This window comes from Streptomyces herbicida (genome assembly GCF_032656585.1).
In the GTDB taxonomy this organism is placed as follows: domain Bacteria; phylum Actinomycetota; class Actinomycetes; order Streptomycetales; family Streptomycetaceae; genus Streptomyces; species Streptomyces herbicida.
Genome location: NZ_JAUYWJ010000003.1, coordinates 322,130 through 344,458 on the forward strand (window position 1 = coordinate 322,130; position 22,329 = coordinate 344,458).

The following is a 22,329-nucleotide window of genomic DNA, read 5'->3' on the forward strand; positions in this document are numbered from 1 at the left end:
TGAGCGCGGGTCCGGATCAGGGCGCGCTCGGCCACACCAGCAGCATGTATGCGCCGCAGTACGCCGAGACCGCCACCGCCGCCGTCAGCACCAGCGCACGGTGCCGCCGGGAGGCGCGGGACAGGTGCAGGGCGAGCGGCAGCAGCAGCGGGAAGGCGGGGAGCAGAAAGCGGGCGCGCGGGAAGTAGACACCGCCGCTGCCCAGGGCGATCGTCAGCAGGACACCGGTGAACACCAGCAGCGGCAACGGCTGCCGGTCCCACACCGACAGCGCGAACAACACGGCGGACACGAGCAGGGTCACGGTCACCATGATCAGGAACAGCTCGGGTGTGGAGTCCCGGCCGAACAGCTCCCGCAGCCGGCGCAGGGTCTCCCGGCCGCCGTCCAGCTCGTTGTGCCACAGCCGCTGTACGGCGAAATAACCGCCCCAGCGGCCCAGGCGCAGGCCCACCCAGCCGACGTACGCGCACCAGCCGAGCGGGGCGAGGAGGGCGCCCGCCAGCGCCCGGGCCGAGAAGCCGCGGCGCAGGGCGAGCAGCGCGGCGACGGCGACCGCGGCCGCCACCGCGATACCGGTCGGCCGGGTCAGTCCGGCCAGACAGGCACCCGCACCGGCCCACAGCCAGCGCCGGCCGAGCACCGCGTACAGCGTCCAGGCCGCGAACGCCGTGAACGGCGACTCGGTGTACCCCATCCACTGCACCAGTCCGACCGGAAACGCGGCCCACAGCGTGGTGAGCAGGATCCCTGCGTGGCGGCCGTGCAACCGCTCGCCCACCGCGAACACGCCCCAGGCCGCGAGGAAGGAGGCGGCGACGGCGATGCCCAGCCCGGTGCCGGCCCGGCTGCCGGGCGTGACGGCGGCGACGGCCTTCACCAGCAGCGGGTAGAGCGGGAAGAACGCGAGGTTGTTCGAGTCGTACGTGGTGCCCAGCACCCGTGTATACCCGTGGTCCGCGATCCCGAGGTACCAGCGGGCGTCCCACTGCGTCGCCAGCATGGGCCAGATGCCGTGGTGCCGGCGGTGCGCCCACAGGGCGAGGAACAGCATCCCCGTGAGCCGTACGGCGAGAAAGGCGCCGAGGGCGGGAGCCGCGAGCCGGAGACTGCGCACCACCCGCGGCGGGCCGGCGGTCGGGGTGGGGGGGCGCCGGCTGCCCGGGATGTGCCCGCGGGGGGCGGTGTCGGGGGCGGTGGAGGACACGGCGGCGGCTCCGGTGCTCGGCGGGCGGTACCGGTTCACCGTCCCCCGGGGGCGCGGCCGGGCGCGGAGCGCGCGTCAGCTGTCGCCGCTAAATCACCCGATGGGGTGCCCCCGGGCAGGGGCCCCTCATCGGGTGGAACGGGCGTGGCGTCAACGACCGCGGCTCAGATGCCGGCGGCCGCGGACAGGTCCCGCTTGATGGCGTCGAGCAGATCGGTCGCCCGGGCACGGGCGGCCGGCAGGTCCGCGGGCGCGGCGACCGGCACGACGACCTCCAGGTAGCACTTCAGCTTGGGCTCGGTGCCGCTGGGCCGGACGATGACGCGGGCGCCGTCGAGGGTGTAGCGCAGCCCGTCGGTGGGCGGCAGCGTCTCCGTGCCCTTGGTGAGGTCCTCGGCCCTGGTGATGACCAGACCGGCGAGCTCGGTCGGCGGCCGCTCACGGAGCCGGCGCATCGCGTCGGCGATGACCGACAGGTCCTGCACCCGGACCGAGAGCTGGTCGGTGGCGTGCAGGCCGTGCTCCACGGCGAGGTCGTCGAGCAGGTCGAGGAGCGTACGGCCCTCTTCCTTCAGCTCGGAGGCCAGTTCGGTGATCAGGAGCGCCGCGGTGATGCCGTCCTTGTCGCGGACGCCGTCCGGGTCGACGCAGTAGCCGAGGGCCTCCTCGTACCCGTAGCGCAGGCCCTCCGCCCGGGCGATCCACTTGAACCCGGTGAGCGTCTCCTCGTACGGCAGCCCGGCCTTCTCGGCGATCCGCCCGAGCAGCGAGGAGGAGACGATCGACTCGGCGAAGGTGCCGCGGGCGCCGCGCCGGACGAGGTGGGCACCGAGGAGGGAGCCGACCTCGTCGCCACGGAGCATGCGCCACTCGCCCGCGTCCCGGACGGCGACGGCGCAGCGGTCGGCGTCGGGGTCGTTGGCGATGACGAGGTCGGGCCCGGCCTCGCGGGCCCTGGCGAAGGAGAGGTCCATCGCCCCCGGCTCCTCCGGGTTGGGGAAGGCGACGGTCGGGAAGTCCGGGTCCGGCTCGGCCTGTTCGGCGACGAGGACGGGCGCGGGGAATCCGGCGCGGGCGAAGGCGGCGAGGAGCACGTCCTTGCCGACGCCGTGCATCGCCGTGTAGACGGTGCGGGCGGTGCGCGGGGAGCCCTCGGCGAGTACGGCGTCGGTGCGGGCGAGATAGGCCTCGAGGACCGAGTCGTCGAGGGTCTCCCAGCCGGCGTCCGGACGGGGGACGTCGTCCAGCGAGACGATCGCGTCGATCTCGGCGGCGATCCCGGCGTCGGCGGGCGGGACGATCTGCGATCCGTCGCCGAGGTAGACCTTGTAGCCGTTGTCGCGGGGCGGGTTGTGGCTGGCGGTGACCTCCACGCCGGCGACCGCGCCGAGGTGCCTTGTCGCGAAGGCGAGGACGGGTGTGGGGAGCGGGCGGGGGAGTACGGCGGCGCGCAGCCCGGCGCCCGTCATGACGGCGGCGGTGTCGCGGGCGAAGTCGGCGGACTTGTGCCGGGCGTCGTAGCCGATGACGACGAGGCCGTCGCCCTGGCCCTGCTTCTTCAGGTACGCGGCGAGACCCGCGGCCGCCCTGATGACGACGGACCGGTTCATCCGCATGGGCCCGGCGCCCAGTTCGCCTCTCAGGCCCGCGGTACCGAACTGGAGGGTGCCGCTGAAGCGCGCGGCGAGCTCGGTGACGTTCCCACCGCCGATCAGCTCGGCGAGTTCGTCACGGGTCTCCGCGTCGGGGTCCTCGGCAAGCCACGCCTTGGCCCGGGCGATGAGATCGTCGTGCACGTCGGGTCAACCTCTCATGTGTGTCGATGTCACGCCTGGGGCTCCGCCCCGAGACTCCCTTTGCCTGATCAACCGTCCGACCGGGTGGGCCGGGAGGCGAGGCGCAGGGGTGCAGGGACGGAGTCCCCGGCGGGGCCCAGGGCGGTGCTCCGGGGGAGGGGCACCTCTTGGCCTGCCGAGTCGGGTGGGTGGGCCAAGCCGGGGCTACAGCCGCCCGAGCACCTGTGCCAGCAGCGAGCCCATCCGCGCGGCGCTGTCCCGCCCGGCCTGCAGAACCTCCTCGTGGTTCAGCGGCTCGCCGGTCATCCCGGCCGCGAGGTTGGTGACCAGGGAGATGCCCAGGACCTCGGCCCCGGCCTCACGCGCCGCGATGGCCTCCAGCACGGTGGACATGCCCACCAGGTCCGCGCCGATCACCCGGGCCATTCGGATCTCGGCCGGCGTCTCGTAGTGCGGCCCGGGGAACTGCGCGTAGACGCCCTCCTCCAGGGTGGGGTCCACCTCCTTGCACAGCGCCCGCAGCCGCGGCGAGTACAGGTCCGTCAGGTCGACGAAGTTCGCCCCGACGATCGGCGAGGTCGCCGTGAGGTTGATGTGGTCGCTGATCAGCACGGGCTGACCGGGCCGCATGCCCTCGCGCAGACCGCCGCACCCGTTGGTCAGCACCACGGTCTTGCAGCCGGCGGCCACGGCCGTGCGCACGCCGTGCGCCACGGCGGCCACGCCCCGGCCCTCGTAGTAGTGCGTGCGGCCGAGGAAGACCAGCGCGCGCTTGTCACCGATGGAGTACGAGCGGACCTTGCCCCCGTGTCCCTCCACCGCCGGCGGCGGGAAGCCGGGCAGCTCGGTGACCTGGAACTCGGCGTCGGGAGCGCCCAGGGCGTCGACGGCCGGAGCCCAGCCGGAGCCCATCACGAGGGCGACGTCGTGGGTCTCGGCGCCCGTGAGCTCGCGCAGGCGCGCGGCGGCCGCGTCGGCGGCGGCATAGGGGTCGCCCTGGATGTCGTCCGGAAGAAGAGATGCGTTCACGCGGACGAGGGTAGCCGGTTCCGGCCTACGCGCGTAGATGACAGAGCTCACGGGATGGCGATCGTTGTCTTGTCGTTTCCAACAAAGGTTGGGACAAATGAGGCCCAAGGGGTGCTGGAGCCCCGACAGTCCCTAACAGGGGCGCTTGCGAAGCTCCATCACATAGTCGTGCGGCGCGCCGGCCGACTCCGCCGCGTCGGCGATCTCACCGAGGTAGCGGGCGGACGGCAGACCGCCCTCGTACCCGTTCAGGGCATACGCCCACGCCGACTCCTCCCCGTCCAGCGTGTGAACGCGCACCCGCACGCGACGGTAGATGCCGAGGCCCACGCCCTCCCAGCGGTCCAGGGACTCCTCGTCCATCTCGGCGATGTCGTACAGCCCGACGAAGACCTGGGACCCGGGCTCCTCGACGATCGTCGCGAGCGCGCCCTCCCAGCCGAGCTGCTCGCCCCCGAAGGTCAGCCGCCATCCGTTCAGCCAACCGGTGGCGCGCAGCGGTGAGTGCGGGGCGCGGCGGGTCATCAGCCGCGCGTCGAGATTGCCGGCGTACGCGGCGTAGAGCGACATGGATCGAGGGTACGGCAGCGGAAACTCCAGCCTCCCTTGCCCCGGACGTAACAGAACGCGCACCACTCACGCCCCCGGGGCAGTAGCACCTTGAAGCGTGCGGGACAATGGGGTACGTGACTCGGATCGTGATCATCGGTGGCGGACCCGGCGGATACGAAGCGGCGCTGGTGGCCGCGCAGCTCGGCGCGGAGGTGACCGTCGTCGACTGCGACGGTCTGGGCGGAGCGTCGGTACTGACCGACTGCGTGCCGTCGAAGACCCTTATCGCTACGGCCGAGGTGATGACCACCTTCGACTCGTCGTACGAGGAACTCGGCATCATCGTCGCCGACGACACCCCGCCGCTGGAGCAGGCGGCCCGGGTGGTCGGCGTGGACCTCGGCAAGGTCAACCGCCGTGTGAAGCGGCTCGCCCTCGCCCAGTCCCACGACATCACCGCCTCCGTCACCCGGGCCGGCGCCCGGGTGATGCGCGGCCGCGGCCGTCTGGAGGGCATGCAGGCCCTCGACGGCTCCCGCAAGGTCGTCGTCACCGCCGCCGACGGCACCGAGGAGACCCTCACCGCCGACGCCGTGCTCATCGCCACCGGCGGTCACCCGCGCGAGCTGCCCGACGCCCAGCCCGACGGCGAGCGCATCCTCAACTGGACCCAGGTCTACGACCTCACCGAGCTCCCCGAGGAGCTCATCGTGGTCGGCTCCGGTGTCACCGGCGCCGAGTTCGCGGGCGCCTACCAGGCACTCGGCTCCAAGGTCACCCTGGTCTCCTCCCGCGACCGCGTGCTGCCCGGCGAGGACCCGGACGCCGCCGCCGTCCTGGAGGACGTCTTCCGCCGCCGCGGCATGAACGTCATGGCTCGCTCCCGTGCCCAGTCCGCCAAGCGTGTCGGCGACAAGGTGGAGGTCACCCTCGCCGACGGCCGCGTGATCACCGGCTCGCACTGCCTCATGGCCGTCGGCGCCATCCCCAACAGCGCCGGGCTGGGACTGGAGGAGGCGGGCGTCAAGCTCCGCGACTCCGGCCACATCTGGACCGACAAGGTCTCCCGCACCACCGCCCCCGGCGTGTACGCGGCCGGTGACGTGACGGGCGTCTTCGCCCTCGCCTCCGTCGCCGCCATGCAGGGACGTATCGCCATGTACCACTTCCTGGGCGACGCGGTGACCCCGCTCAACCTCAAGACCGTCTCCTCCAACGTCTTCACCGACCCGGAGATCGCCACCGTCGGTTACACCCAGGCCGACGTCGACGGAGGCAAGATCGACGCGCGTGTCGTGAAACTTCCGCTGCTGCGCAACCCGCGCGCCAAGATGCAGGGCATCCGCGACGGCTTCGTGAAGATCTTCTGCCGTCCTGGCACCGGCATCGTGGTCGGCGGTGTCGTGGTCTCCCCGCGCGCCTCGGAACTGATCCACCCGATCTCGATCGCCGTCGACAACAATCTGACGGTCGAACAGATCGCGAACGCCTTCACCGTGTACCCCTCCCTTTCGGGGTCGATCGCCGAGGTGGCCCGCCAGCTCCACACCCGGAAGGCGACGGGCGAGGCCTGACGGCCGGAACCGACTCCCCGCTGTTCACGTGGAGTTGTCGAGCATGCGTACGGCATAGTCGGGGTGGGTAGGCCCTATACCACTTCCTACCCTGCCTTGCGAACAACTTCTGTTATTCGGCGCAAACTGCTGAAAGCAGACGGTCGTTGGGGTTACTGTCAGTTTCGTGTTCGCTGCAGAACGTCGCCAATTGATCCTCGAAATGGTGCGAGCGAATGGGGCCGTGTCGCTCCGTGAGCTCGCCCGCGTCGTCCAGACCTCCGAAGTGACCGTACGGCGGGACGTGCGCGCACTGGAGGCAGAAGGACTCCTCGACCGCCGGCACGGCGGTGCGGTATTGCCGGGCGGGTTCACGCGGGAGTCCGGCTTTCCGCAGAAGTCTCATCTCGCGACCGCCGAGAAGACGGCCATCGCCGATCTCGCCGCGGGTCTCGTCGAAGAGGGCGAGGCCATCGTGGTCGGGGCGGGGACCACCACCCAGGAACTGGCCCGCCGGCTCGCCCGGGTGCCCGGTCTGACCGTCGTCACCAACTCCCTGCTGGTGGCCCAGGCGCTGGCGCACGCCAACCGCGTGGAGGTCGTGATGACCGGCGGCACCCTGCGCGGCTCCAACTACGCCCTCGTCGGCTCCGGTGCCGAGCAGTCCCTCCAGGGACTCAGGGTCTCCAAGGCCTTCCTCTCCGGGAGCGGTCTGACCGCCGAGCGCGGGCTGTCCACGTCCAACATGCTGTCGGCGTCCGTCGACCGTGCGCTCGTCCAGGCCGCGGCGGAGGTCGTGGTCCTCGCCGACCACACCAAGCTCGGCACGGACACCATGTTCCAGACGGTGCCCACGGATGTGATCACCCGGCTGGTGACCGACGAGCCGCCCACCCATGACGACCGCGCGGCCACCGAACTCCAGGCCCTTGCCGACCAGGGGGTGCAGATCGCCGTGGCCGGGGCGTCGGGGAGCCCGGGGGGTGATCAGGTCCCGGCGCGTCACCAGCGTCGGGACGTGGCCCTGCCGGGGCCTCGGCGGGCCGCTGCGCTGCGTTCGGCCGCGGTGTTGGGGGAGCAGGCGGCGGGGGCCGAGCGTGCCCGTGTTGCGGATCTGCGGCGGCGTTGAGGGGCGCCTCTTCGCCGTGGGGTGCCTCTTGTTGCGCGGGTGCGGGTTGTCTGGGGCTGGTCGCGCCCACGCGGCGGAGCCGCACAATGTCACAGCCCCGCGCCCCTTGGGTCGGCTGCCCTTGCGGTGTTGAAAAGGGCGGCTGTATCCCTTCAGGCCCCGAGGCCCCGTAGCGTCAGCCTCAGCAAGCGGTCTGCCAAGTTCGGGTCTCCCGGCGACTCCTCCGCCGCCAGCGCTATGGCGTGGGTCAGTTGGAGGAGGTCGCCGATCGAGACGTCGGGGCGTACGGTGCCCGACTGCTGGGCGCGCGCCAGCAGTGCGCCACCTGCCTCGTGGATCGGGGTGCTGCAACGGGCCAGCGCGGAACCGGAGTCGGTGGACACCGACAGCAGGGCCCGTGCCAGGCCGCGGTACTCACCCGCGTGCGTGACCATCTCGCGCAGCCAGGTCACCAGCGCCGAGCACGGCTCGGGGGCGCTGAGCAGTTCGCGTGAGCGGGCGAGGAGCTCGCTCACCGCGTCCTCGAAGACCGCGCTCATCAACGCCTGCCGGTTCGGGAAGTGCCGGTACAGCGTGCCGATTCCCACGCCCGCCCGGCGGGCCACGTCCTCCAGCGACGCGTCCGTGCCGTGCTCGGCGAACGCGTCACGGGCCTCGGTGAGCAGCCGCTCGTAGTTGCGGCGGGCGTCGGCGCGCATGGCGCGCGGGGCCACGGGCGGCACCGCCGTGTCCCGGGCCCCTGCGGCCTCCCCCGCGGTCGTGCCCCCCATGCCTTCCACCTGCTTCCCTCGCGCCCCCCGACTGCTTCCAGAATGCCATCGAGGACATGCGAGCAGCCTCCCGCAAAGGTGTCGAAGCCGTACCTTCTTCACAAGGCGAGAGCGGCGCCGGGGCGTGTGATGGAGATCAGCGGTACGGACGCGCGGCGCGTGCTGACACTCGTACGAGACCTGGAAGAAGCAGGCTCCCTTGCGGAGTTGCAGGAGCGGGCGCTGCCCGGACTGCTTGAGCTGATCCCGGCGGACGCCGTCCGGTGATGGCGGGTCAGCGATGTCGCCGGGGAACGGCAGTGGCAGCGGACCCACTGCTGCAACCTGGACTTCCGCCCTTCCGGCATGCGGCGCCATCTGGTGGCCTCGGCGGGATGGGACCTGGCCGCGGTCGAGGTATCCATGCCGCTCAACGCCGTCGGCTACGCGGGCAGCCTGATGCCGATCACCGTCGGGTCGTTCCTGCTGATGGCCGTGGCCTTCGGCGGGCCGGGCCGGTGATCGTCCGGCACGGCACCGGCTAGACCCGAACGGGGTGGACCACCGTCTCGGGGGACGGGGAAAGCGAGACGCCCGGCGGACCGACCGCTTCGGTCCGCCGGGCGCCTCGACGCACGTACCCGGAGATCAGTCCTTGATCTCGCAGATCGCCGCGCCCGAGGTGATGGACGCGCCGACCTCGGCGCTCAGGCCCTTGATGGTGCCGGCCTTGTGCGCGTTCAGCGGCTGCTCCATCTTCATGGCCTCGAGGACGACGACCAGGTCGCCCTCCTTGACCTCCTGGCCCTCCTCGACCGCGATCTTGACGATCGTGCCCTGCATCGGGGAGGCGAGGGTGTCGCCGGAGGCGACCGGGCCCGACTTCTTGGCCGCGCGGCGCTTCGGCTTGGCGCCCGCCGCCAGACCCGTGCGGGCCAGGGTCATGCCGAGCGACGCGGGCAGCGAGACCTCGAGACGCTTGCCGCCGACCTCGACGACGACCGTCTCACGGCCGGTGTCCTCGTCCCCCTCGGTGTCGGCGGGGGCCGCGAACGGCTTGATCTCGTTGACGAACTCGGTCTCGATCCAGCGCGTGTGGACCTTGAACGGCTCCTGCGAGCCCTCCAGCTCCGGCGCGAACGCCGGGTCCCTGACCACCGCACGGTGGAACGGGATCGCCGTGGCCATGCCCTCGACCTGGAACTCCTCCAGCGCACGGGCGGCCCGCTCCAGAGCCTCCCCGCGGGTACGGCCGGTGACGATCAGCTTGGCGAGCAGCGAGTCCCAGGCCGGGCCGATCACCGCGCCGGACTCCACGCCCGCGTCCAGCCGCACCCCCGGACCCGACGGCGCGTCGAACCGGGTCACCGTGCCGGGCGCCGGCAGGAAGTTGCGCCCCGGGTCCTCGCCGTTGATCCGGAACTCGAACGAGTGCCCGCGCAGCTGCGGGTCGTCGTAGCCCAGCGCCTCACCGTCGGCGATGCGGAACATCTCGCGCACCAGGTCGATGCCGGCGACCTCCTCGGTCACCGGGTGCTCGACCTGCAGACGGGTGTTGACCTCCAGGAAGGAGATCGTGCCGTCGTTGCCGACCAGGAACTCCACCGTGCCGGCACCGACGTAGCCGGCCTCCTTCAGGATGGCCTTCGAGGACGAGTACAGCTCGGCGACCTGGGCCTCGGACAGGAACGGCGCCGGGGCCTCCTCGACCAGCTTCTGGTGGCGGCGCTGGAGCGAGCAGTCACGCGTCGACACGACGACCACGTTGCCGTGCTGGTCGGCCAGGCACTGGGTCTCCACGTGCCGCGGCTTGTCCAGGTAGCGCTCCACGAAGCACTCGCCGCGACCGAAGGCGGCGACCGCCTCGCGCACCGCGGACTCGTACAGCTCCGGCACCTCTTCGAGGGTCCGGGCGACCTTCAGACCACGGCCACCGCCACCGAAGGCGGCCTTGATGGCGATCGGCAGCCCGTGCTCCTCGGCGAAGGCGACGACCTCGTCGGCGCCGCTCACCGGGTCGGGCGTACCGGCGACCAGCGGGGCGCCGGCGCGCTGCGCGATGTGACGGGCCGCCACCTTGTCACCCAGATCGCGGATGGCCTGCGGCGGCGGGCCGATCCAGATCAGACCCGCGTCCAGGACCGCCTGCGCGAACTCCGCGTTCTCGGAGAGGAAGCCGTATCCGGGATGGATGGCGTCCGCGCCGGACTCACGGGCGGCGTTCAGGACCTTCGCGATGTCCAGGTAGCTGGTGGCCGGAGTGTCACCGCCCAGGGCGAACGCCTCATCCGCGGCGCGGACATGCAGAGCGTCCCGGTCCGGGTCGGCGTAGACGGCCACGCTCGCGATCCCGGCGTCCCGGCAGGCCCGGGCCACGCGGACAGCGATTTCGCCACGGTTGGCGATGAGCACCTTGCGCACGATTGAGGCTCCCTCCTTGAAACAAGCCGAGTTTAGGGACTGCCGACACGGCACTTCGACCCGTCCCCAATGGTGAGCTTGCCCACACGGAGCGTGATTCGAGGCTCGCTCGACCCGCGAAAGCCCTTGTCGCACCTCGGTACGCAGGACCCTTCCGGGAAACCCTAGCCCCGCCGTGTGGTCAAGGTCTCTGTGAGAGCGTGCCGCGGCCCACTCGGTTTCTTTGTCGAGTCCCTACGAATGGCCCAATGATTCTTTGCCCGTGACAGAACCCTTGTCCCCGGGTTTACCCGTTAGTAGCGTTCGCGATGTCTCGAACGTACTTCAGGTAACAGCAGCCGGACTCGGGCTGCGGTCGAAAGTGGGTGGGACCGGTGGTGCGCAGACCGGTGGCGTGGGTCGTGGCGGTCGTCCTCTTCGCCGAAGGGCTCGGCATCGCGGCACTCAACTGGTTCCTGGGGGTGGTCGTCGACCGGCAGGAGATGTCGCTGGCCGGCCTCGACCCGGACATGATGGCGAGTTCCTCGAAGATCGGCGGGGTGGTCTTCGGCCTCTACTTCGCGCTGTGCGCCCTGGTCGCCCTGCTCGTGGCGATACGCAACCGCGCCCCGGCCGGCTTCGGCCGCGTGCTGCTCATCAGCATCGCCGTGGTGCACGGGCTGCTGGGCGCGTTCACCTGGGGGCTGGTGGGCTGGAGCGCGTTCGTGTTCATGATGGTCGTCCTGGGGCTGATCGTGCTGCTCCTGATGACGTACGACCGTCAGGACGGCGCGGCGGAGACGGCGCCCGGCGGCGCTCCCCGGGGCGGCGACACGCCGGAGGCCAAGGGGGCCCCGGAGGGCGTGGAAGGCCCGCAGGAGCCGAAGGGCGAGCTCGAGGGGCCGAAGGGCGGGGGCGAGGCGGAGGAGCCGCAGGACGACGTCCCGGCCCTGGCCGCCCCCGGCACCCCCGCCGCTGAGGTCACTCCGCCGGCGCCCACAACTCCGTGATGCCGATGCCCAGTTCGGCCAGCAGCTGCCGGACGAGGGGCAGGCTGATCCCGATCACGTTGCCGTGGTCGCCGTCGATGCCCCTGATGAACGGGGCCGAGCGGCCGTCCAGGGTGAACGCCCCGGCGACGTAGAGCGGCTCTCCGGAGGCGACGTAGGCGGCGATCTCCGCGTCCGTCGGCTCGCCGAAGTGCACGACGGTGGACGCGGTCCCGGACGCGTACCGCTTGTTCGCCGTGTCCCAGATGCAGTGCCCCGTCTGGAGCGTCCCCGCGCGCCCCCGCATCGCCTTCCAGCGGGCGGTGGCCTCCTCGGCGTCCGCGGGCTTGCCCAGCGCCTGGCCGTCCAGCTCCAGCACCGAGTCGCAGCCGATCACCAGGGCGCCCAGCACCTCCGGCTTCGCCGCGACCACGGAGGCCTTCGCCTCGGCGAGGGCGAGCGCCAGCTCGGCGGGCGTGGGCGCGGTGATCGCGTCCTCGTCGACCCCACTGACGATCACCTCGGGTTCGAGCCCGGCCTGCCTGAGCAGTCCGAGCCGGGCGGGCGACTGAGAGGCGAGCACGACTCGCCTGCGCGGGTTGGCAGTCATGCGGTCAGGTTAGCGGGGTCGCTGCGCTAGGTCCTTTCCGGCGGATCATGCCGCAGACGCGGGGTCTGGCACGCCCTCCCCCAAGCTCTGCGAGCAGGGGGGACCCCCAGGCGTTGTCGTCAGTCGCCGACGCCCCCAAGCTCTCGGCTTCGCTCGAGCAGGGGGACCCCCATCGCGTCGACTCCTTCCTCCGCCTTGCAGCTGGACGCGCCAGACCCCACTCACCTGCGCCGATCGGATGCCGCTTCCTTGCTGCGACCTGATCCGCCGGACAGGCCCTAGCTCAGACCGATCACGATCATCCCGAGCAGCATGGCCAGGGCGAGGAGAAGGCCGAGCCGCCGCAGCATTTCCTGCATGTCGCGCAGTTCTTTGGGCGGCTCGTTCTCCGGATCTGACCACAGCATGCCACCAGCGTGGGGCTTGGCGGGGTCGGTCGGCCTGAGTACGGGTACTCAAATCGCCACCCCGCATTGCACCGACGTGCGCGGGGGCCGCGCCTACCCCGGCCAGTAGGTGCGGGTCCAGGACGCCGGGCCCGGCCGCGGGACGCGGTGGGCCGCGATGCGGGCGGGGTCCGACCAGGAGTCCCTCGGGCCGGGCGCGCCGGGCGGCGTTGCTGCTGCCGCCGCGGCGCGGGCGCGGACCACCGCCAGGGCGGCGGCCAGCTCCTCCGGGGTGGGGTTGCCTCGTACGACCTTGATGTTCATGACCGCTCCAAAGGTCAGCGGGGCCTAGAGGGGGATGTTGCCGTGCTTCTTCGGAGGCAGGGATTCCCGCTTGGTGCGCAGCTGACGCAGGCCGCGTACGACGTGGCGGCGGGTGTCCGACGGCATGATCACCGAGTCGACGTAGCCGCGCTCGGCCGCGATGTAGGGGTTGAGGAGGGTGTCCTCGTACTCCTGGATCAGCTGGGCACGGGTCGCCTCGCCGTTTCCGGAGGTCTCCGCCTCGGCGATGGTCCGCCGGTGCAGGATGTTGACCGCGCCCTGCGCGCCCATGACGGCGATCTGCGCGGTCGGCCAGGCCAGATTGATGTCGGCACCCAGGTGCTTGGAGCCCATGACGTCGTAGGCGCCGCCGAAGGCCTTGCGGGTGATGACCGTGATCAGCGGGACGGTCGCCTCCGCGTACGCGTAGATCAGCTTGGCGCCGCGCCGGATGATGCCGTCGTGCTCCTGGTCGACGCCGGGCAGGAAGCCGGGCACGTCCACGAACGTGAGGACCGGGATGTTGAAGGCGTCGCAGGTCCGCACGAAGCGGGCCGCCTTCTCGCTCGCCTGGATGTCCAGGCAGCCGGCGAACTGCATCGGCTGGTTGGCGACGATGCCGACGGGGTGCCCCTCCACCCGGCCGAAGCCGGTGAGGATGTTCGGTGCGAACAGCGGCTGCGTCTCGAAGAACTCGGCGTCGTCCAGGATGTGCTCGATCACCGTGTGCATGTCGTACGGCTGGTTCGCGCTGTCCGGGACGATGGTGTCCAGCTCACGGTCCTCGTCGGTGACGGCGAGGTCCGCCTCCTCCGGGAACACCGGGGGCTCGCTGAGGTTGTTGGACGGCAGGTACGACAGCAGCTGCTTGACGTACTCGATGGCGTCCTTCTCGTCGCCCGCCATGTGATGCGCCACGCCGGAGACCGAGTTGTGGGTGCGGGCGCCGCCCAGCTCCTCGAAGCCGACGTCCTCGCCGGTGACCGTCTTGATGACGTCCGGGCCGGTGATGAACATGTGCGAGGTCTGGTCGACCATGACCGTGAAGTCGGTGATGGCGGGGGAGTAGACCGCGCCGCCCGCGCAGGGGCCCACGACGAGGCTGATCTGCGGGATGACGCCCGAGGCGTGGGTGTTGCGGCGGAAGATCTCGCCGTAGGCGCCGAGTGAAGCCACGCCCTCCTGGATCCGGGCGCCGCCGGAGTCGTTGATGCCGATGACCGGGCAGCCGGTCTTCAGCGCGAAGTCCATGACCTTGACGATCTTCTGGCCGTACACCTCGCCGAGCGCGCCGCCGAAGACGGTGAAGTCCTGCGAGAAGACGGCGACGGGACGGCCGTCGACGGTCCCGTACCCGGTGACGACACCGTCGCCGTACGGGCGGTTCTTCTCCAGGCCGAAGTTGGTGGACCGGTGGCGCGCGAACTCGTCGAGCTCGACGAATGACCCTTCGTCAAGCAGCAGGTCGATCCGCTCACGGGCCGTCAACTTGCCCTTGGCGTGCTGCTTCTCGACGGCGCGTTCCGAGCCGGCGTGCGTCGCTTCCTGGATACGGCGCTGGAGGTCCGCCAGCTTGCCCGCGGTCGTGTGAATGTCGATCTCTTCCGGCTCGGACATCGGGATGCGGCTCCCTGCCTGCTCAAAAGGGGGGACGGTTACTCATCCGTAGCGTAGTGGGGTGCCTATCAATCGGCAGTGCGGCGTTTACCACACCTAGGGTGGCTTGCATGACGCCGCAAGATGCTTCAGACGCGAACGACAACCGGTGGTCCGACCTGGACCGCCCGCCCCTCAACACGGCCGCGCTGCTGCGAGGTCTGGTGCGGGAGGGCGGACTGTGGACCGGCGTGGAGGTGGTGCAGCGCATCGGCTCCACCAACAGCGAGCTGGTCGCCCGCGCGGAGGCCGGGAAGGCCACCGAGGGCGCGGTGCTCGTCGCCGAGGAGCAGACGGCGGGCCGGGGCCGCCTGGACCGCCAGTGGACGGCACCGCCCCGCTCCGGCCTGTTCTTCTCGGTGCTGCTCAACCCCGCCGAGGTGCCGGTGGCCCGCTGGGGCTGGCTGCCGCTGCTCACCGGCGTGGCCGTGGCGACGGGGCTTGCCCAGTCGGCGGGGGTGGACACCTCACTCAAATGGCCCAATGACCTCCTGGTGACCGTGGGTGACGAGGAGCGCAAGACCGGCGGGATCCTGGCGGAGCGGGCCGGGGACGCCGGCGTGGTCGTCGGCGTCGGCATCAACGTCTCGCTCCGCGCCGAGGAGCTCCCGGTGCCGCAGGCCGGTTCGCTGGCGCTGGCAGGGGCCGTGAGCACGGACCGGGATCCGCTGCTGCGGGCCGTGCTGCGGTCCCTGGAGGACTGGTACGGCCGCTGGCGCGAGGCGGGGGGTGACCCGGTCTCCAGCGGTCTCCAGGAGACGTACGCGGCGGGCTGCGCGACGCTGGGAAGGGTCGTGCGGGCCGAGCTCCCGGGCGACCGGTCGATCGTCGGCGAGGCCGTGGCGATCGACGGCGACGGCAGGCTGATCCTGGCCACGGAGAACGGCGTCCAGGAGCCGGTCGGGGCAGGAGACATCGTGCACCTGCGACCTGCGTGAGCACGGTGCGGCCCCCAGGGCGGCCCGGCACGGACGCCGGGTGGCACACCTGCGCCGGACACCTCACCGTCGGCCCCACCTGACGGAGTGAGCTGGCGCACACCTGCCGTAGAGTTGAGGCCGGTCGATACGTGACCGCGGCAGATCGGAAGGGCAGCAGGCGTGACCGTCGACGATTCGGGCTCCGGCGCGGGCGCGGACGGCCGGGTGGACCCTCCCCCGCACTCGACACCGCTCGAGCGGGAGGAACCCCACGCCGCCGACGCCGGCGAAGACCCGCTCGCCCTGCGCCTCGAAACGCTCATCCTGGGCGCGGAGCGCCGTTACACACCGTTCCAGGCGGCCCGCAGCGCCGGTGTCTCCATGGAGCTGGCCTCCCGCTTCTGGCGGGCCATGGGCTTCGCCGACATCGGGCAGGCCAAGGCCCTGACCGAGGCCGACGTGCTCGCCCTGCGCCGCCTCGCCGGTCTCGTCGAGGCGGGGCTGCTCAGCGAGGCGATGGCGGTGCAGGTGGCCCGGTCCACCGGGCAGACCACCGCCCGGCTGGCCGAGTGGCAGATCGACTCCTTCCTGGAGGGGCTGACCGAGCCGCCCGAGCCGGGCATGACGCGCACCGAGGTGACGTACCCGATCGTCGAGCTGCTGCTGCCCGAGCTGGAGGAGTTCCTGGTCTACGTCTGGCGCCGCCAGCTCGCCGCCTCGGCCGGCCGGGTCGTACAGGGGGCCGACGACGAGGAGATGGTCGACCGGCGGCTCGCCGTCGGCTTCGCCGACCTCGTCGGGTTCACACGGCTGACCCGCCGCATGGAGGAGGAGGAACTCGGCGAGCTCGTCGAGGCCTTCGAGACCACCGCCGCCGACCTGGTGGCCGCGCGCGGCGGCCGGCTCATCAAGACGCTGGGCGACGAAGTCCTCTACGCCGCCGACGACGCGGGCACCGCCGCCGACATCGCCCTGCGCCTGGTGGAGACCATGGCCAACGACGAGACGATGCCCGAGCTGCGCGTCGGCATGGCGTTCGGCACGGTGACGACCCGGATGGGCGATGTCTTCGGTACGACGGTGAACCTCGCCTCGCGGCTGACGTCGATAGCGCCACGCGACGCGGTCCTCGTCGACAGCGCCTTCGCCGAGGAGATCATCCGCACCGGCGAGGCCCCCGCCTCGGAGGCGGAGGCGGCCGAGGCCGCCGCCGCGGCGGAGAAGGAGGGCGAAGAGCCCCCCACCTACCGCTTCGCCCTCCAGCCGATGTGGCAACGCCCGGTCCGCGGCCTGGGCGTGGTCGAGCCGTGGCTGCTCACCCGTCGGGACGTTCCGCCGGCATCCGCGTGACCGCGGCGGGGCGCTCCGCGACCGCCCCCGCCCTCATCGCTCGTTCCGCGCCTCCTCGACGGGCCCCGGGTCGTGGCGCAGCAGCTCGGGCGAGACGTCGAAGGGGGCGCTCCACCAGTCGGGGACACAGCCGTCGGGACAGTGCTCGAACGTCCGGCATGTCGAGCACCACTCCCACAGCCGTCCGCGGCCCCTGAAGGACACCCCGCGGAAGACCTTCGCGCCGGTGTCCTCCAGCAAGTACGAGCGGTGCAGCGCACGGACACCACACACCGGACACGGGGTGTTGAGGTCCGGGCCGGTCCAGTCCTCGTTGAAGACGACCCGCCAGGCCCGGTGCTCCTCGGAGTCCGTCTCCCCGCCAGTCGCCCGGCTCGCTCATCTGCTGTGCAAGGCCGCTTCGATGTCCTCGAAGACGGCGACGTAATCATCCGCGACCTCTCGCACATCGGGCGATGAGTGTGTCGACGCCCGTCGCACCAGCGCCGCCAGCACGGCCCATGCCCGCATCGCCTCGAGCGCTTCGGCGAGCCGGCGGGAGGTGTCGTAGGCATCCTCGTCCGCGTCGTCGGCGTCGAGCAGGTCACGGACGAGGTCCGCGAGATGCTCGACGACGACTTCCTTCGGAGCCTGCATCGCCACGTCGCGGCCTGACCGCACCAGCGGTGGGACAGGCTCAGCGCCATGACCTCGCGCAGGATCGCGCCGTCGATGTAGTACGGGTCGCCGCGGAGAATCTCCAGCGCCTCCGCCCAGTGGTCACTGGTGCGGCCCAGTCCTTCCAGCAACAGCTGCTGCGGCGAGGCCGCGCCGGCGAGCAGGTCGACCTGCTCGCGGCGGAGCGCGGAAGCAGCTTCGCGGACTCGCTCCCAGCCGGCTGTCGTAGTACGTCCACTGCTGAGTGGTGGTAACACCCGGCACGCACCGGTGTCGATCCCGGCGGCCGGCGCCGCCCGGAAGGCCCAGCAGCAGGCCGCGGCACTGCGCGCCGCCCACCACCTGCCCAACCGGCCACCACTCCACCGACGTCAGACCGGCAGGGGGCATGGCCGGCCGGCGAAGAGATCATGAACGGATTGCGTGGTGGTTGCGTGCGGGCGGGGTCTGGTGCGCGCTGGGCTCCAGGCCGTCCACGCACAGCCCGATGACCGGCACGCACAGACCTCCGCCGTGACTCGGCTGCGGGGCCGGGGCGGTCGTGGGGTGGCTGGGTTCCGGTGTCGGTGTGGGGTCGGGACGCGGGGCGGCCGGGGGTGTCGTGGCCGGTGCCGGGGTGGTGTGCGCAGGCGTCGGGCCGTGCGTAGGGCCGTGCGTCGTCCGTGTGACGGCGGTCGGGATCGTCGTGGGGACGTCCGTCGGAAGGGGTGAGGCGGTGGGCGTGGCGCTCACCCCGCCCATGACGGAGGTCGCCGAGGGCGGAGCCGTCGGTGCGGTCCCCGCGGAGGCGGCCGGGTCCGCCGGCGACCGGTCGGTGCCGCCGCCCGGATCCAGCCGGGGTTCCGCCTCGGCGGTGCCCGGGCCGCCGACCCCGGAATCCGGAGATATGCGTACGAGGCTGATGACACCGGCGGCCAGGACGAGCCCTCCGGCAGCGAGCAGGGCCTTGCGCGGGCGGGGCCGGCGGTGGCGGCCGCGGCGGGGGACGGACACGGCGGTGGTCGCATCCGCGTCCCTGAACGTTTCCGCACACGCTCCCGCCGCTTCGGTGCGCTGTGTTCCCGTGCCGGTTGTTCCCGTGTCGGCTGTTCCTGTGCCGGTTGTTGCCATACCCGTTGTCCCTGTGTCCGCCATCGCGATCCCTCCCCGCTGCGCGCCCCCCGATGCGCCGTGGCGGAGCGCACGCTATGCGCTCCCGCGGGCGGTACGGCGGTAGTCGGCCGGGAAGTCACTCGAACGGGGACAACCGGGCCGGCTCTTTTCCCGGCCGGGGCCGGCTGCGATGATCGGGGCACAGGAAGTTAACCCGCGTTAACACGTCGACCGGAGGGTGTCATGAGCGAGGAGCGGTTCGGGGAGTTCGTGCTGGTGCGGCGACACGGGCAGGTCGCGGAGCTCGTGCTGGACCGGCCCAAGGCGATGAACGCCGTCTCCACCGAGATGGCCCGGTCCATCGGGAGCGCGTGCGCGGCGCTCGCCGCCGACAAGGACGCGCGGGTGGTCGTCCTGACGTCGACGCACGAGCGGGCGTTCTGCGTCGGGGCCGACCTGAAGGAGCGGAACTCCTTCACCGATGCGGACCTGGTGCGGCAGCGGCCGCTGACGCGGGGCGCGTACACCGGAGTGCTGGAGCTGCCGATGCCGGCGATCGCCGCGGTGCACGGCTTCGCGCTGGGCGGCGGCTTCGAGCTGGCGCTGTCCTGTGACCTGATCGTGGCCGACCGTACCGCCGTGGTGGGGCTGCCCGAGGTGTCCGTCGGGGTGATTCCGGGCGGCGGCGGTACGCAGCTGCTGCCGCGGCGGGTCGGGGCCGCGCGGGCGGCCGAGCTGATCTTCTCGGCGCGGCGTGTGGAGGCGGCCGAGGCGCACGAGCTCGGGCTGGTGGACCAGTTGGTCGACGAGGGCCGCGACCGGGAGGAGGCGCTGGCCCTGGCCGACCGGATCGCCGGCAACTCCCCGGTCGGTCTGCGCGCGGCAAAGCGGGCGCTGCGCCTCGGGCACGGGCTGGATCTGCGCACCGGCCTGGAGGTCGAGGACGCGGCCTGGCGTGCGGTGGCGTTCTCGGGCGACCGGGCGGAGGGCGTGGCGGCGTTCAACGAGAAGCGGAAGCCGCAGTGGCCGGGGGAGTGACCCTGCCCAGGCAGGGCTCGGGCGAGGTCAGGTCCTCCACCTGATCGCCTCACCGATGTCCCTGTTCGTCCAGAAAATCCCTAACCTGGAGTGATGGGTGAGGACGAGCGGCTCACGGCGGTCGTGGCGCTGGCGCAGGGGATGGCGGCGGCGCACACCCCGCGCGAGTCATGGCGCGCAGCGGCGCTCGGCGCGTGCCGTGCGCTCGACGGGAGCTTTGCCGCGTTGTCGGTGTGGGAGCGTGATCTCGGACGGCTGAAGGTCCTCGTGAACGTGGGGGAGCGGGCCTCGGACGAGGAGGAGTTCCCGGAGGCCGAGTCCTACCCGGTGCACCAGTTCCCCGAGATCACCGAGTTTCTGCACGAGCGGTGGGCGGGCGGCGGCGGGCCGAACGCCTGGGTGGAGACGGCCGAGGGTCCCGCCGCCGGGCGCCCCGGCTACTTCCACCAGCGCGTCGCCGCCCTGCGCCGCCGCGGCCGGGGCTGCTGTGTGGTCGCCCCGGTCGTGCTGCACGGCCGCGCCTGGGGCGAGCTGTATGTGGCCCGCCAGGTCGGTGTCCCCGTCTTCGGCCGGGGCGACGCCGACTTCGCCACCGTGCTGGCGGCCGTGGTCGCGGCCGGCATCGCACAGACCGAGCGGCTGGAGGAGGCCCGGCGGCTGGCGTACACGGATTCGCTCACCGGTCTCGCCAACCGGCGCGCCGTCGACGTACGCCTCGACGAGGCCATCGAACTGCACCGCAGGGAGGGGGTCGTGGTGAGCCTCGTCGTCTGCGATCTGAACGGGCTCAAACGTGTCAACGACACGCAGGGGCACGCGGTCGGGGACCGCCTCCTGGAGCGCTTCGGCTCGGTGCTGTCGCTGTGCGGCGCGATGCTGCCCGGGACTCTCGCGGCGCGCCTGGGCGGCGACGAGTTCTGTCTCCTCGCGATCGGCCCGCCCGCGGACGACGTGGTCAAGGCGGCGGACGAACTGTGCCGTCGCGCCGCGGAGTTGGAACTGGGCGAGGGGGTCGCGTGCGGGGTCGCCTCGACGGACGAGCCCATCGGGCCGGTCCGCTCCGCGCGCCGTCTCTTCCGGCTCGCGGACGCGGCCCAGTACCGGGCCAAGGCGGTCCGTGCCGAGAAGCCGGTCGTGGCCGGCCGCGAGGGCCCGGACGACCCGGTCGTACGGCTCGCGGACACCCCGCCCCCGGAGCGGGCCGAGCGGCGCGCCTTCCGTGGGCGCCGGCCGTGACGTGAACCGGGTAAGGGGCAACCCCGTTCCCCACTAGTGACATCGTCGCATTCAATGCGTACGCTCCTGAATATGGATATGCACACTGTGGTGGTGGGGACGTCCGGTCTCACGGCGTCCGACGTTCTCGCCGTGGCGCGCGGCGGCGCCCGGGTCGAGCTCTCCCCGGAGGCGGTGGCGGCCCTCGCGGCGGCCCGGGAGATCGTGGACGCGCTGGCGGCCAAGCCGGAACCGGTCTACGGCGTAAGCACCGGCTTCGGCGCCCTGGCGACCCGGCACATCAGCCAGGAACTGCGCGCCCAGCTGCAGCGCAACATCGTCCGCTCGCACGCCGCCGGCATGGGTCCGCGCGTCGAGCGGGAGGTCGTCCGAGCCCTGATGTTCCTGCGGCTCAAGACCGTCTGCTCGGGACACACGGGCGTGCGGCCCGAGGTCGCCCAGACCATGGCCGACGTGCTGAACGCGGGCATCACCCCGGTCGTGCACGAGTACGGCTCCCTCGGCTGCTCCGGCGACCTGGCCCCCCTCTCCCACTGCGCCCTCACGCTCATGGGCGAGGGCGACGCCGAGGGACCCGACGGGACCGTCCGCCCCGCCGGTGAACTCCTGGCCGAGCACGGCATCGCCCCCGTCGAGCTGCGCGAGAAGGAGGGCCTCGCCCTCCTCAACGGCACCGACGGCATGCTCGGCATGCTGTTCATGGCCCTCGACGACCTCGAGATGCTCTACAAGTCCGCCGACATCACCGCCGCCCTCAGCCTGGAGGCGCTGCTCGGCACGGACAAGGTGCTCGCCCCCGAGCTGCACGCCATCCGCCCGCACCCGGGCCAGGGCGCCTCCGCCGCCAACATGCTGGCCGTGCTCAAGGGTTCACAGCTCACCGGCCACCACCAGGACGACGCGCCCCGCGTCCAGGACGCGTACTCCGTGCGCTGCGCCCCGCAGGTCGCCGGCGCCGGCCGTGACACCCTCGCGCACGCCCGGCTGGTCGCCGAGCGCGAGCTGGCCTCCGCCGTCGACAACCCGGTCGTGCTGCCCGACGGCCGCGTCGAGTCCAACGGCAACTTCCACGGCGCCCCGGTCGCCTACGTCCTGGACTTCCTCGCCATCGCCGCCGCCGACCTCGGCTCCATCGCCGAGCGCCGCACCGACCGGCTGCTCGACAAGAACCGCAGCCACGGCCTGCCGCCGTTCCTCGCGGACGACGCGGGCGTCGACTCCGGGCTCATGATCGCCCAGTACACCCAGGCCGCCCTGGTCAGCGAGATGAAGCGGCTCGCCGTACCGGCCTCCGCGGACTCGATCCCGTCCTCCGCCATGCAGGAGGACCACGTCTCCATGGGCTGGTCGGCCGCGCGCAAGCTGCGCACCGCCGTCGACAACCTGACCCGGATCATCGCCGTCGAGCTCTACGCCGCCACCCGCGCCATCGAGCTGCGCGAGGGCCTCGCCCCGGCCCCGGCGTCGCAGTCCGTCATCGAGGCCGTACGGGCGGCCGGTGTCGAGGGCCCCGGTCCGGACCGGTTCCTGGCGCCCGACCTCGCGGCCGCCGACGCGTTCGTGCGGGGCGGCGGGCTCGTCGCCGCCGCGGAGAAGGTCACCGGACCGCTCCTGTAGGCACGGAACGAAGAGGGGCCCTGTCTTCGGACGGGCCCC

At 72.1% G+C, this 22,329-nt stretch carries 23 protein-coding genes; 10 read left to right on the top strand and 13 right to left on the bottom strand.

Annotated elements, in window-relative coordinates:
• Positions 1-16: 16 nt before the first annotated feature.
• The 4 genes from Q8A52_RS08530 to Q8A52_RS08545 all read right to left on the bottom strand — a co-directional run bounded on the left by Q8A52_RS08530 (position 17) and on the right by Q8A52_RS08545 (position 4,602).
• Positions 17-1,207, bottom strand: a complete 1,191-nt coding sequence (locus Q8A52_RS08530) for a hypothetical protein (protein ID WP_316747725.1) — start codon at positions 1,205-1,207, stop codon at positions 17-19.
• Between the two features lie 164 nt (positions 1,208-1,371).
• Complete coding sequence (locus tag Q8A52_RS08535) at positions 1,372-3,003, bottom strand: phospho-sugar mutase (protein ID WP_316747727.1); 1,632 nt, start codon at positions 3,001-3,003, stop codon at positions 1,372-1,374.
• 204 nt (positions 3,004-3,207) lie between these two features.
• Positions 3,208-4,032 (bottom strand): purine-nucleoside phosphorylase, encoded by an 825-nt coding sequence (locus tag Q8A52_RS08540; RefSeq protein ID WP_316747730.1) that lies wholly within the window; start codon positions 4,030-4,032, stop codon positions 3,208-3,210.
• Between the two features lie 132 nt (positions 4,033-4,164).
• The gene (locus Q8A52_RS08545) at positions 4,165-4,602 is read right to left on the bottom strand and encodes a gamma-glutamylcyclotransferase (RefSeq protein WP_316747732.1); all 438 of its coding nucleotides are present in this window, start codon (positions 4,600-4,602) and stop codon (positions 4,165-4,167) included.
• 107 nt (positions 4,603-4,709) lie between these two features.
• Here Q8A52_RS08545 and Q8A52_RS08550 point away from each other — a divergent pair, with 107 nt between their 5' ends.
• Together Q8A52_RS08550 and Q8A52_RS08555 are read left to right on the top strand one after the other, a co-directional pair.
• The gene (locus Q8A52_RS08550; RefSeq protein WP_316747734.1) at positions 4,710-6,158 is read left to right on the top strand and encodes an NAD(P)H-quinone dehydrogenase; all 1,449 of its coding nucleotides are present in this window, start codon (positions 4,710-4,712) and stop codon (positions 6,156-6,158) included.
• Between the two features lie 166 nt (positions 6,159-6,324).
• Positions 6,325-7,266, top strand: a complete 942-nt coding sequence (locus Q8A52_RS08555; RefSeq protein ID WP_316747736.1) for a DeoR/GlpR family DNA-binding transcription regulator — start codon at positions 6,325-6,327, stop codon at positions 7,264-7,266.
• Between the two features lie 152 nt (positions 7,267-7,418).
• Here Q8A52_RS08555 and Q8A52_RS08560 read toward each other — a convergent pair whose 3' ends face one another.
• A complete protein-coding gene (locus Q8A52_RS08560) occupies positions 7,419-7,964 on the bottom strand; it encodes a TetR/AcrR family transcriptional regulator (RefSeq protein WP_316748728.1) in 546 nt (181 codons plus the stop codon).
• 201 nt (positions 7,965-8,165) lie between these two features.
• Between Q8A52_RS08560 and Q8A52_RS08565 the strand changes: the two genes are divergently transcribed.
• Positions 8,166-8,303 (top strand): hypothetical protein, encoded by a 138-nt coding sequence (locus Q8A52_RS08565; RefSeq protein WP_316747738.1) that lies wholly within the window; start codon positions 8,166-8,168, stop codon positions 8,301-8,303.
• Positions 8,304-8,381: 78 nt separating this feature from the next.
• The gene (locus tag Q8A52_RS08570; RefSeq protein WP_316747740.1) at positions 8,382-8,537 is read left to right on the top strand and encodes a hypothetical protein; all 156 of its coding nucleotides are present in this window, start codon (positions 8,382-8,384) and stop codon (positions 8,535-8,537) included.
• Positions 8,538-8,663: 126 nt separating this feature from the next.
• Here Q8A52_RS08570 and Q8A52_RS08575 read toward each other — a convergent pair whose 3' ends face one another.
• Complete coding sequence (locus Q8A52_RS08575; RefSeq protein WP_316747742.1) at positions 8,664-10,436, bottom strand: acetyl/propionyl/methylcrotonyl-CoA carboxylase subunit alpha; 1,773 nt, start codon at positions 10,434-10,436, stop codon at positions 8,664-8,666.
• Between the two features lie 374 nt (positions 10,437-10,810).
• On the opposite strand from Q8A52_RS08575, the gene Q8A52_RS08580 reads away from it, so the two are divergent.
• Positions 10,811-11,425, top strand: a complete 615-nt coding sequence (locus Q8A52_RS08580) for a hypothetical protein (protein ID WP_316747744.1) — start codon at positions 10,811-10,813, stop codon at positions 11,423-11,425.
• Here the strand turns inward: Q8A52_RS08580 and Q8A52_RS08585 are convergent.
• The 4 genes from Q8A52_RS08585 to Q8A52_RS08600 all read right to left on the bottom strand — a co-directional run bounded on the left by Q8A52_RS08585 (position 11,397) and on the right by Q8A52_RS08600 (position 14,341).
• On the bottom strand, positions 11,397-12,014 hold the full coding sequence (locus Q8A52_RS08585; protein ID WP_316747747.1) for a Maf family protein: 618 nt from the start codon (positions 12,012-12,014) through the stop codon (positions 11,397-11,399). The genes Q8A52_RS08580 and Q8A52_RS08585 overlap by 29 nt on opposite strands.
• Before the next feature lie 278 nt (positions 12,015-12,292).
• Positions 12,293-12,421, bottom strand: a complete 129-nt coding sequence (gene mmpB, locus Q8A52_RS08590) for a morphogenic membrane protein MmpB (RefSeq protein ID WP_316747750.1) — start codon at positions 12,419-12,421, stop codon at positions 12,293-12,295.
• A 93-nt stretch (positions 12,422-12,514) separates the two neighbouring features.
• A complete protein-coding gene (locus Q8A52_RS08595) occupies positions 12,515-12,724 on the bottom strand; it encodes an acyl-CoA carboxylase epsilon subunit (RefSeq protein ID WP_316747752.1) in 210 nt (69 codons plus the stop codon).
• A gap of 24 nt (positions 12,725-12,748) precedes the next feature.
• Positions 12,749-14,341 (bottom strand): acyl-CoA carboxylase subunit beta, encoded by a 1,593-nt coding sequence (locus tag Q8A52_RS08600; protein WP_316747754.1) that lies wholly within the window; start codon positions 14,339-14,341, stop codon positions 12,749-12,751.
• Positions 14,342-14,451: 110 nt separating this feature from the next.
• On the opposite strand from Q8A52_RS08600, the gene Q8A52_RS08605 reads away from it, so the two are divergent.
• Together Q8A52_RS08605 and Q8A52_RS08610 are read left to right on the top strand one after the other, a co-directional pair.
• Positions 14,452-15,318: a biotin--[acetyl-CoA-carboxylase] ligase gene (locus Q8A52_RS08605; RefSeq protein ID WP_316747756.1), complete on the top strand. Its 867-nt coding sequence runs from the start codon at positions 14,452-14,454 to the stop codon at positions 15,316-15,318.
• Between the two features lie 162 nt (positions 15,319-15,480).
• Positions 15,481-16,650, top strand: a complete 1,170-nt coding sequence (locus tag Q8A52_RS08610) for an adenylate/guanylate cyclase domain-containing protein (protein ID WP_316747758.1) — start codon at positions 15,481-15,483, stop codon at positions 16,648-16,650.
• A gap of 33 nt (positions 16,651-16,683) precedes the next feature.
• Here Q8A52_RS08610 and Q8A52_RS08615 read toward each other — a convergent pair whose 3' ends face one another.
• The 3 genes from Q8A52_RS08615 to Q8A52_RS08625 form a co-directional block, all read right to left on the bottom strand.
• Positions 16,684-16,923: a hypothetical protein gene (locus tag Q8A52_RS08615; RefSeq protein WP_316747760.1), complete on the bottom strand. Its 240-nt coding sequence runs from the start codon at positions 16,921-16,923 to the stop codon at positions 16,684-16,686.
• 105 nt (positions 16,924-17,028) lie between these two features.
• Positions 17,029-17,286, bottom strand: coding sequence for a hypothetical protein (locus Q8A52_RS08620; RefSeq protein WP_316747762.1), 258 nt, complete (start codon positions 17,284-17,286; stop codon positions 17,029-17,031).
• Between the two features lie 429 nt (positions 17,287-17,715).
• On the bottom strand, positions 17,716-18,300 hold the full coding sequence (locus Q8A52_RS08625; RefSeq protein WP_316747764.1) for a hypothetical protein: 585 nt from the start codon (positions 18,298-18,300) through the stop codon (positions 17,716-17,718).
• Between the two features lie 342 nt (positions 18,301-18,642).
• On the opposite strand from Q8A52_RS08625, the gene Q8A52_RS08630 reads away from it, so the two are divergent.
• The 3 genes from Q8A52_RS08630 to hutH all read left to right on the top strand — a co-directional run bounded on the left by Q8A52_RS08630 (position 18,643) and on the right by hutH (position 22,290).
• Entirely contained in the window at positions 18,643-19,437 is a 795-nt protein-coding gene (locus tag Q8A52_RS08630) for an enoyl-CoA hydratase/isomerase family protein (RefSeq protein WP_316747766.1), read from the top strand.
• Between the two features lie 93 nt (positions 19,438-19,530).
• Positions 19,531-20,673: a GGDEF domain-containing protein gene (locus Q8A52_RS08635; RefSeq protein ID WP_316747769.1), complete on the top strand. Its 1,143-nt coding sequence runs from the start codon at positions 19,531-19,533 to the stop codon at positions 20,671-20,673.
• Positions 20,674-20,751: 78 nt separating this feature from the next.
• Positions 20,752-22,290, top strand: a complete 1,539-nt coding sequence (gene hutH, locus Q8A52_RS08640) for a histidine ammonia-lyase (protein ID WP_316748730.1) — start codon at positions 20,752-20,754, stop codon at positions 22,288-22,290.
• Positions 22,291-22,329: the final 39 nt, after the last annotated feature.

Excerpts from the sequence above, each read along its gene's own strand:
- Q8A52_RS08565 (WP_316747738.1), top strand. The coding sequence starts at position 8,166 with ATGGAGATCAGCGGTACGGACGCGCGGCGCGTGCTGACACTCGTACGA.
- Q8A52_RS08595 (WP_316747752.1), bottom strand. The coding sequence starts at position 12,724 with ATGAACATCAAGGTCGTACGAGGCAACCCCACCCCGGAGGAGCTGGCC.
- Q8A52_RS08605 (WP_316747756.1), top strand. The coding sequence starts at position 14,452 with ATGACGCCGCAAGATGCTTCAGACGCGAACGACAACCGGTGGTCCGAC.
- Q8A52_RS08630 (WP_316747766.1), top strand. The coding sequence starts at position 18,643 with ATGAGCGAGGAGCGGTTCGGGGAGTTCGTGCTGGTGCGGCGACACGGG.
- Q8A52_RS08545 (WP_316747732.1), bottom strand. The coding sequence starts at position 4,602 with ATGTCGCTCTACGCCGCGTACGCCGGCAATCTCGACGCGCGGCTGATG.
- Q8A52_RS08585 (WP_316747747.1), bottom strand. The coding sequence starts at position 12,014 with ATGACTGCCAACCCGCGCAGGCGAGTCGTGCTCGCCTCTCAGTCGCCC.
- Q8A52_RS08550 (WP_316747734.1), top strand. The coding sequence starts at position 4,710 with ATGGGGTACGTGACTCGGATCGTGATCATCGGTGGCGGACCCGGCGGA.
- Q8A52_RS08620 (WP_316747762.1), bottom strand. The coding sequence starts at position 17,286 with ATGCAGGCTCCGAAGGAAGTCGTCGTCGAGCATCTCGCGGACCTCGTC.
- Q8A52_RS08560 (WP_316748728.1), bottom strand. The coding sequence starts at position 7,964 with ATGCGCGCCGACGCCCGCCGCAACTACGAGCGGCTGCTCACCGAGGCC.
- Q8A52_RS08570 (WP_316747740.1), top strand. The coding sequence starts at position 8,382 with ATGCGGCGCCATCTGGTGGCCTCGGCGGGATGGGACCTGGCCGCGGTC.
- Q8A52_RS08635 (WP_316747769.1), top strand. The coding sequence starts at position 19,531 with ATGGGTGAGGACGAGCGGCTCACGGCGGTCGTGGCGCTGGCGCAGGGG.
- Q8A52_RS08600 (WP_316747754.1), bottom strand. The coding sequence starts at position 14,341 with ATGTCCGAGCCGGAAGAGATCGACATTCACACGACCGCGGGCAAGCTG.
- mmpB (WP_316747750.1), bottom strand. The coding sequence starts at position 12,421 with ATGCTGTGGTCAGATCCGGAGAACGAGCCGCCCAAAGAACTGCGCGAC.
- hutH (WP_316748730.1), top strand. The coding sequence starts at position 20,752 with ATGCACACTGTGGTGGTGGGGACGTCCGGTCTCACGGCGTCCGACGTT.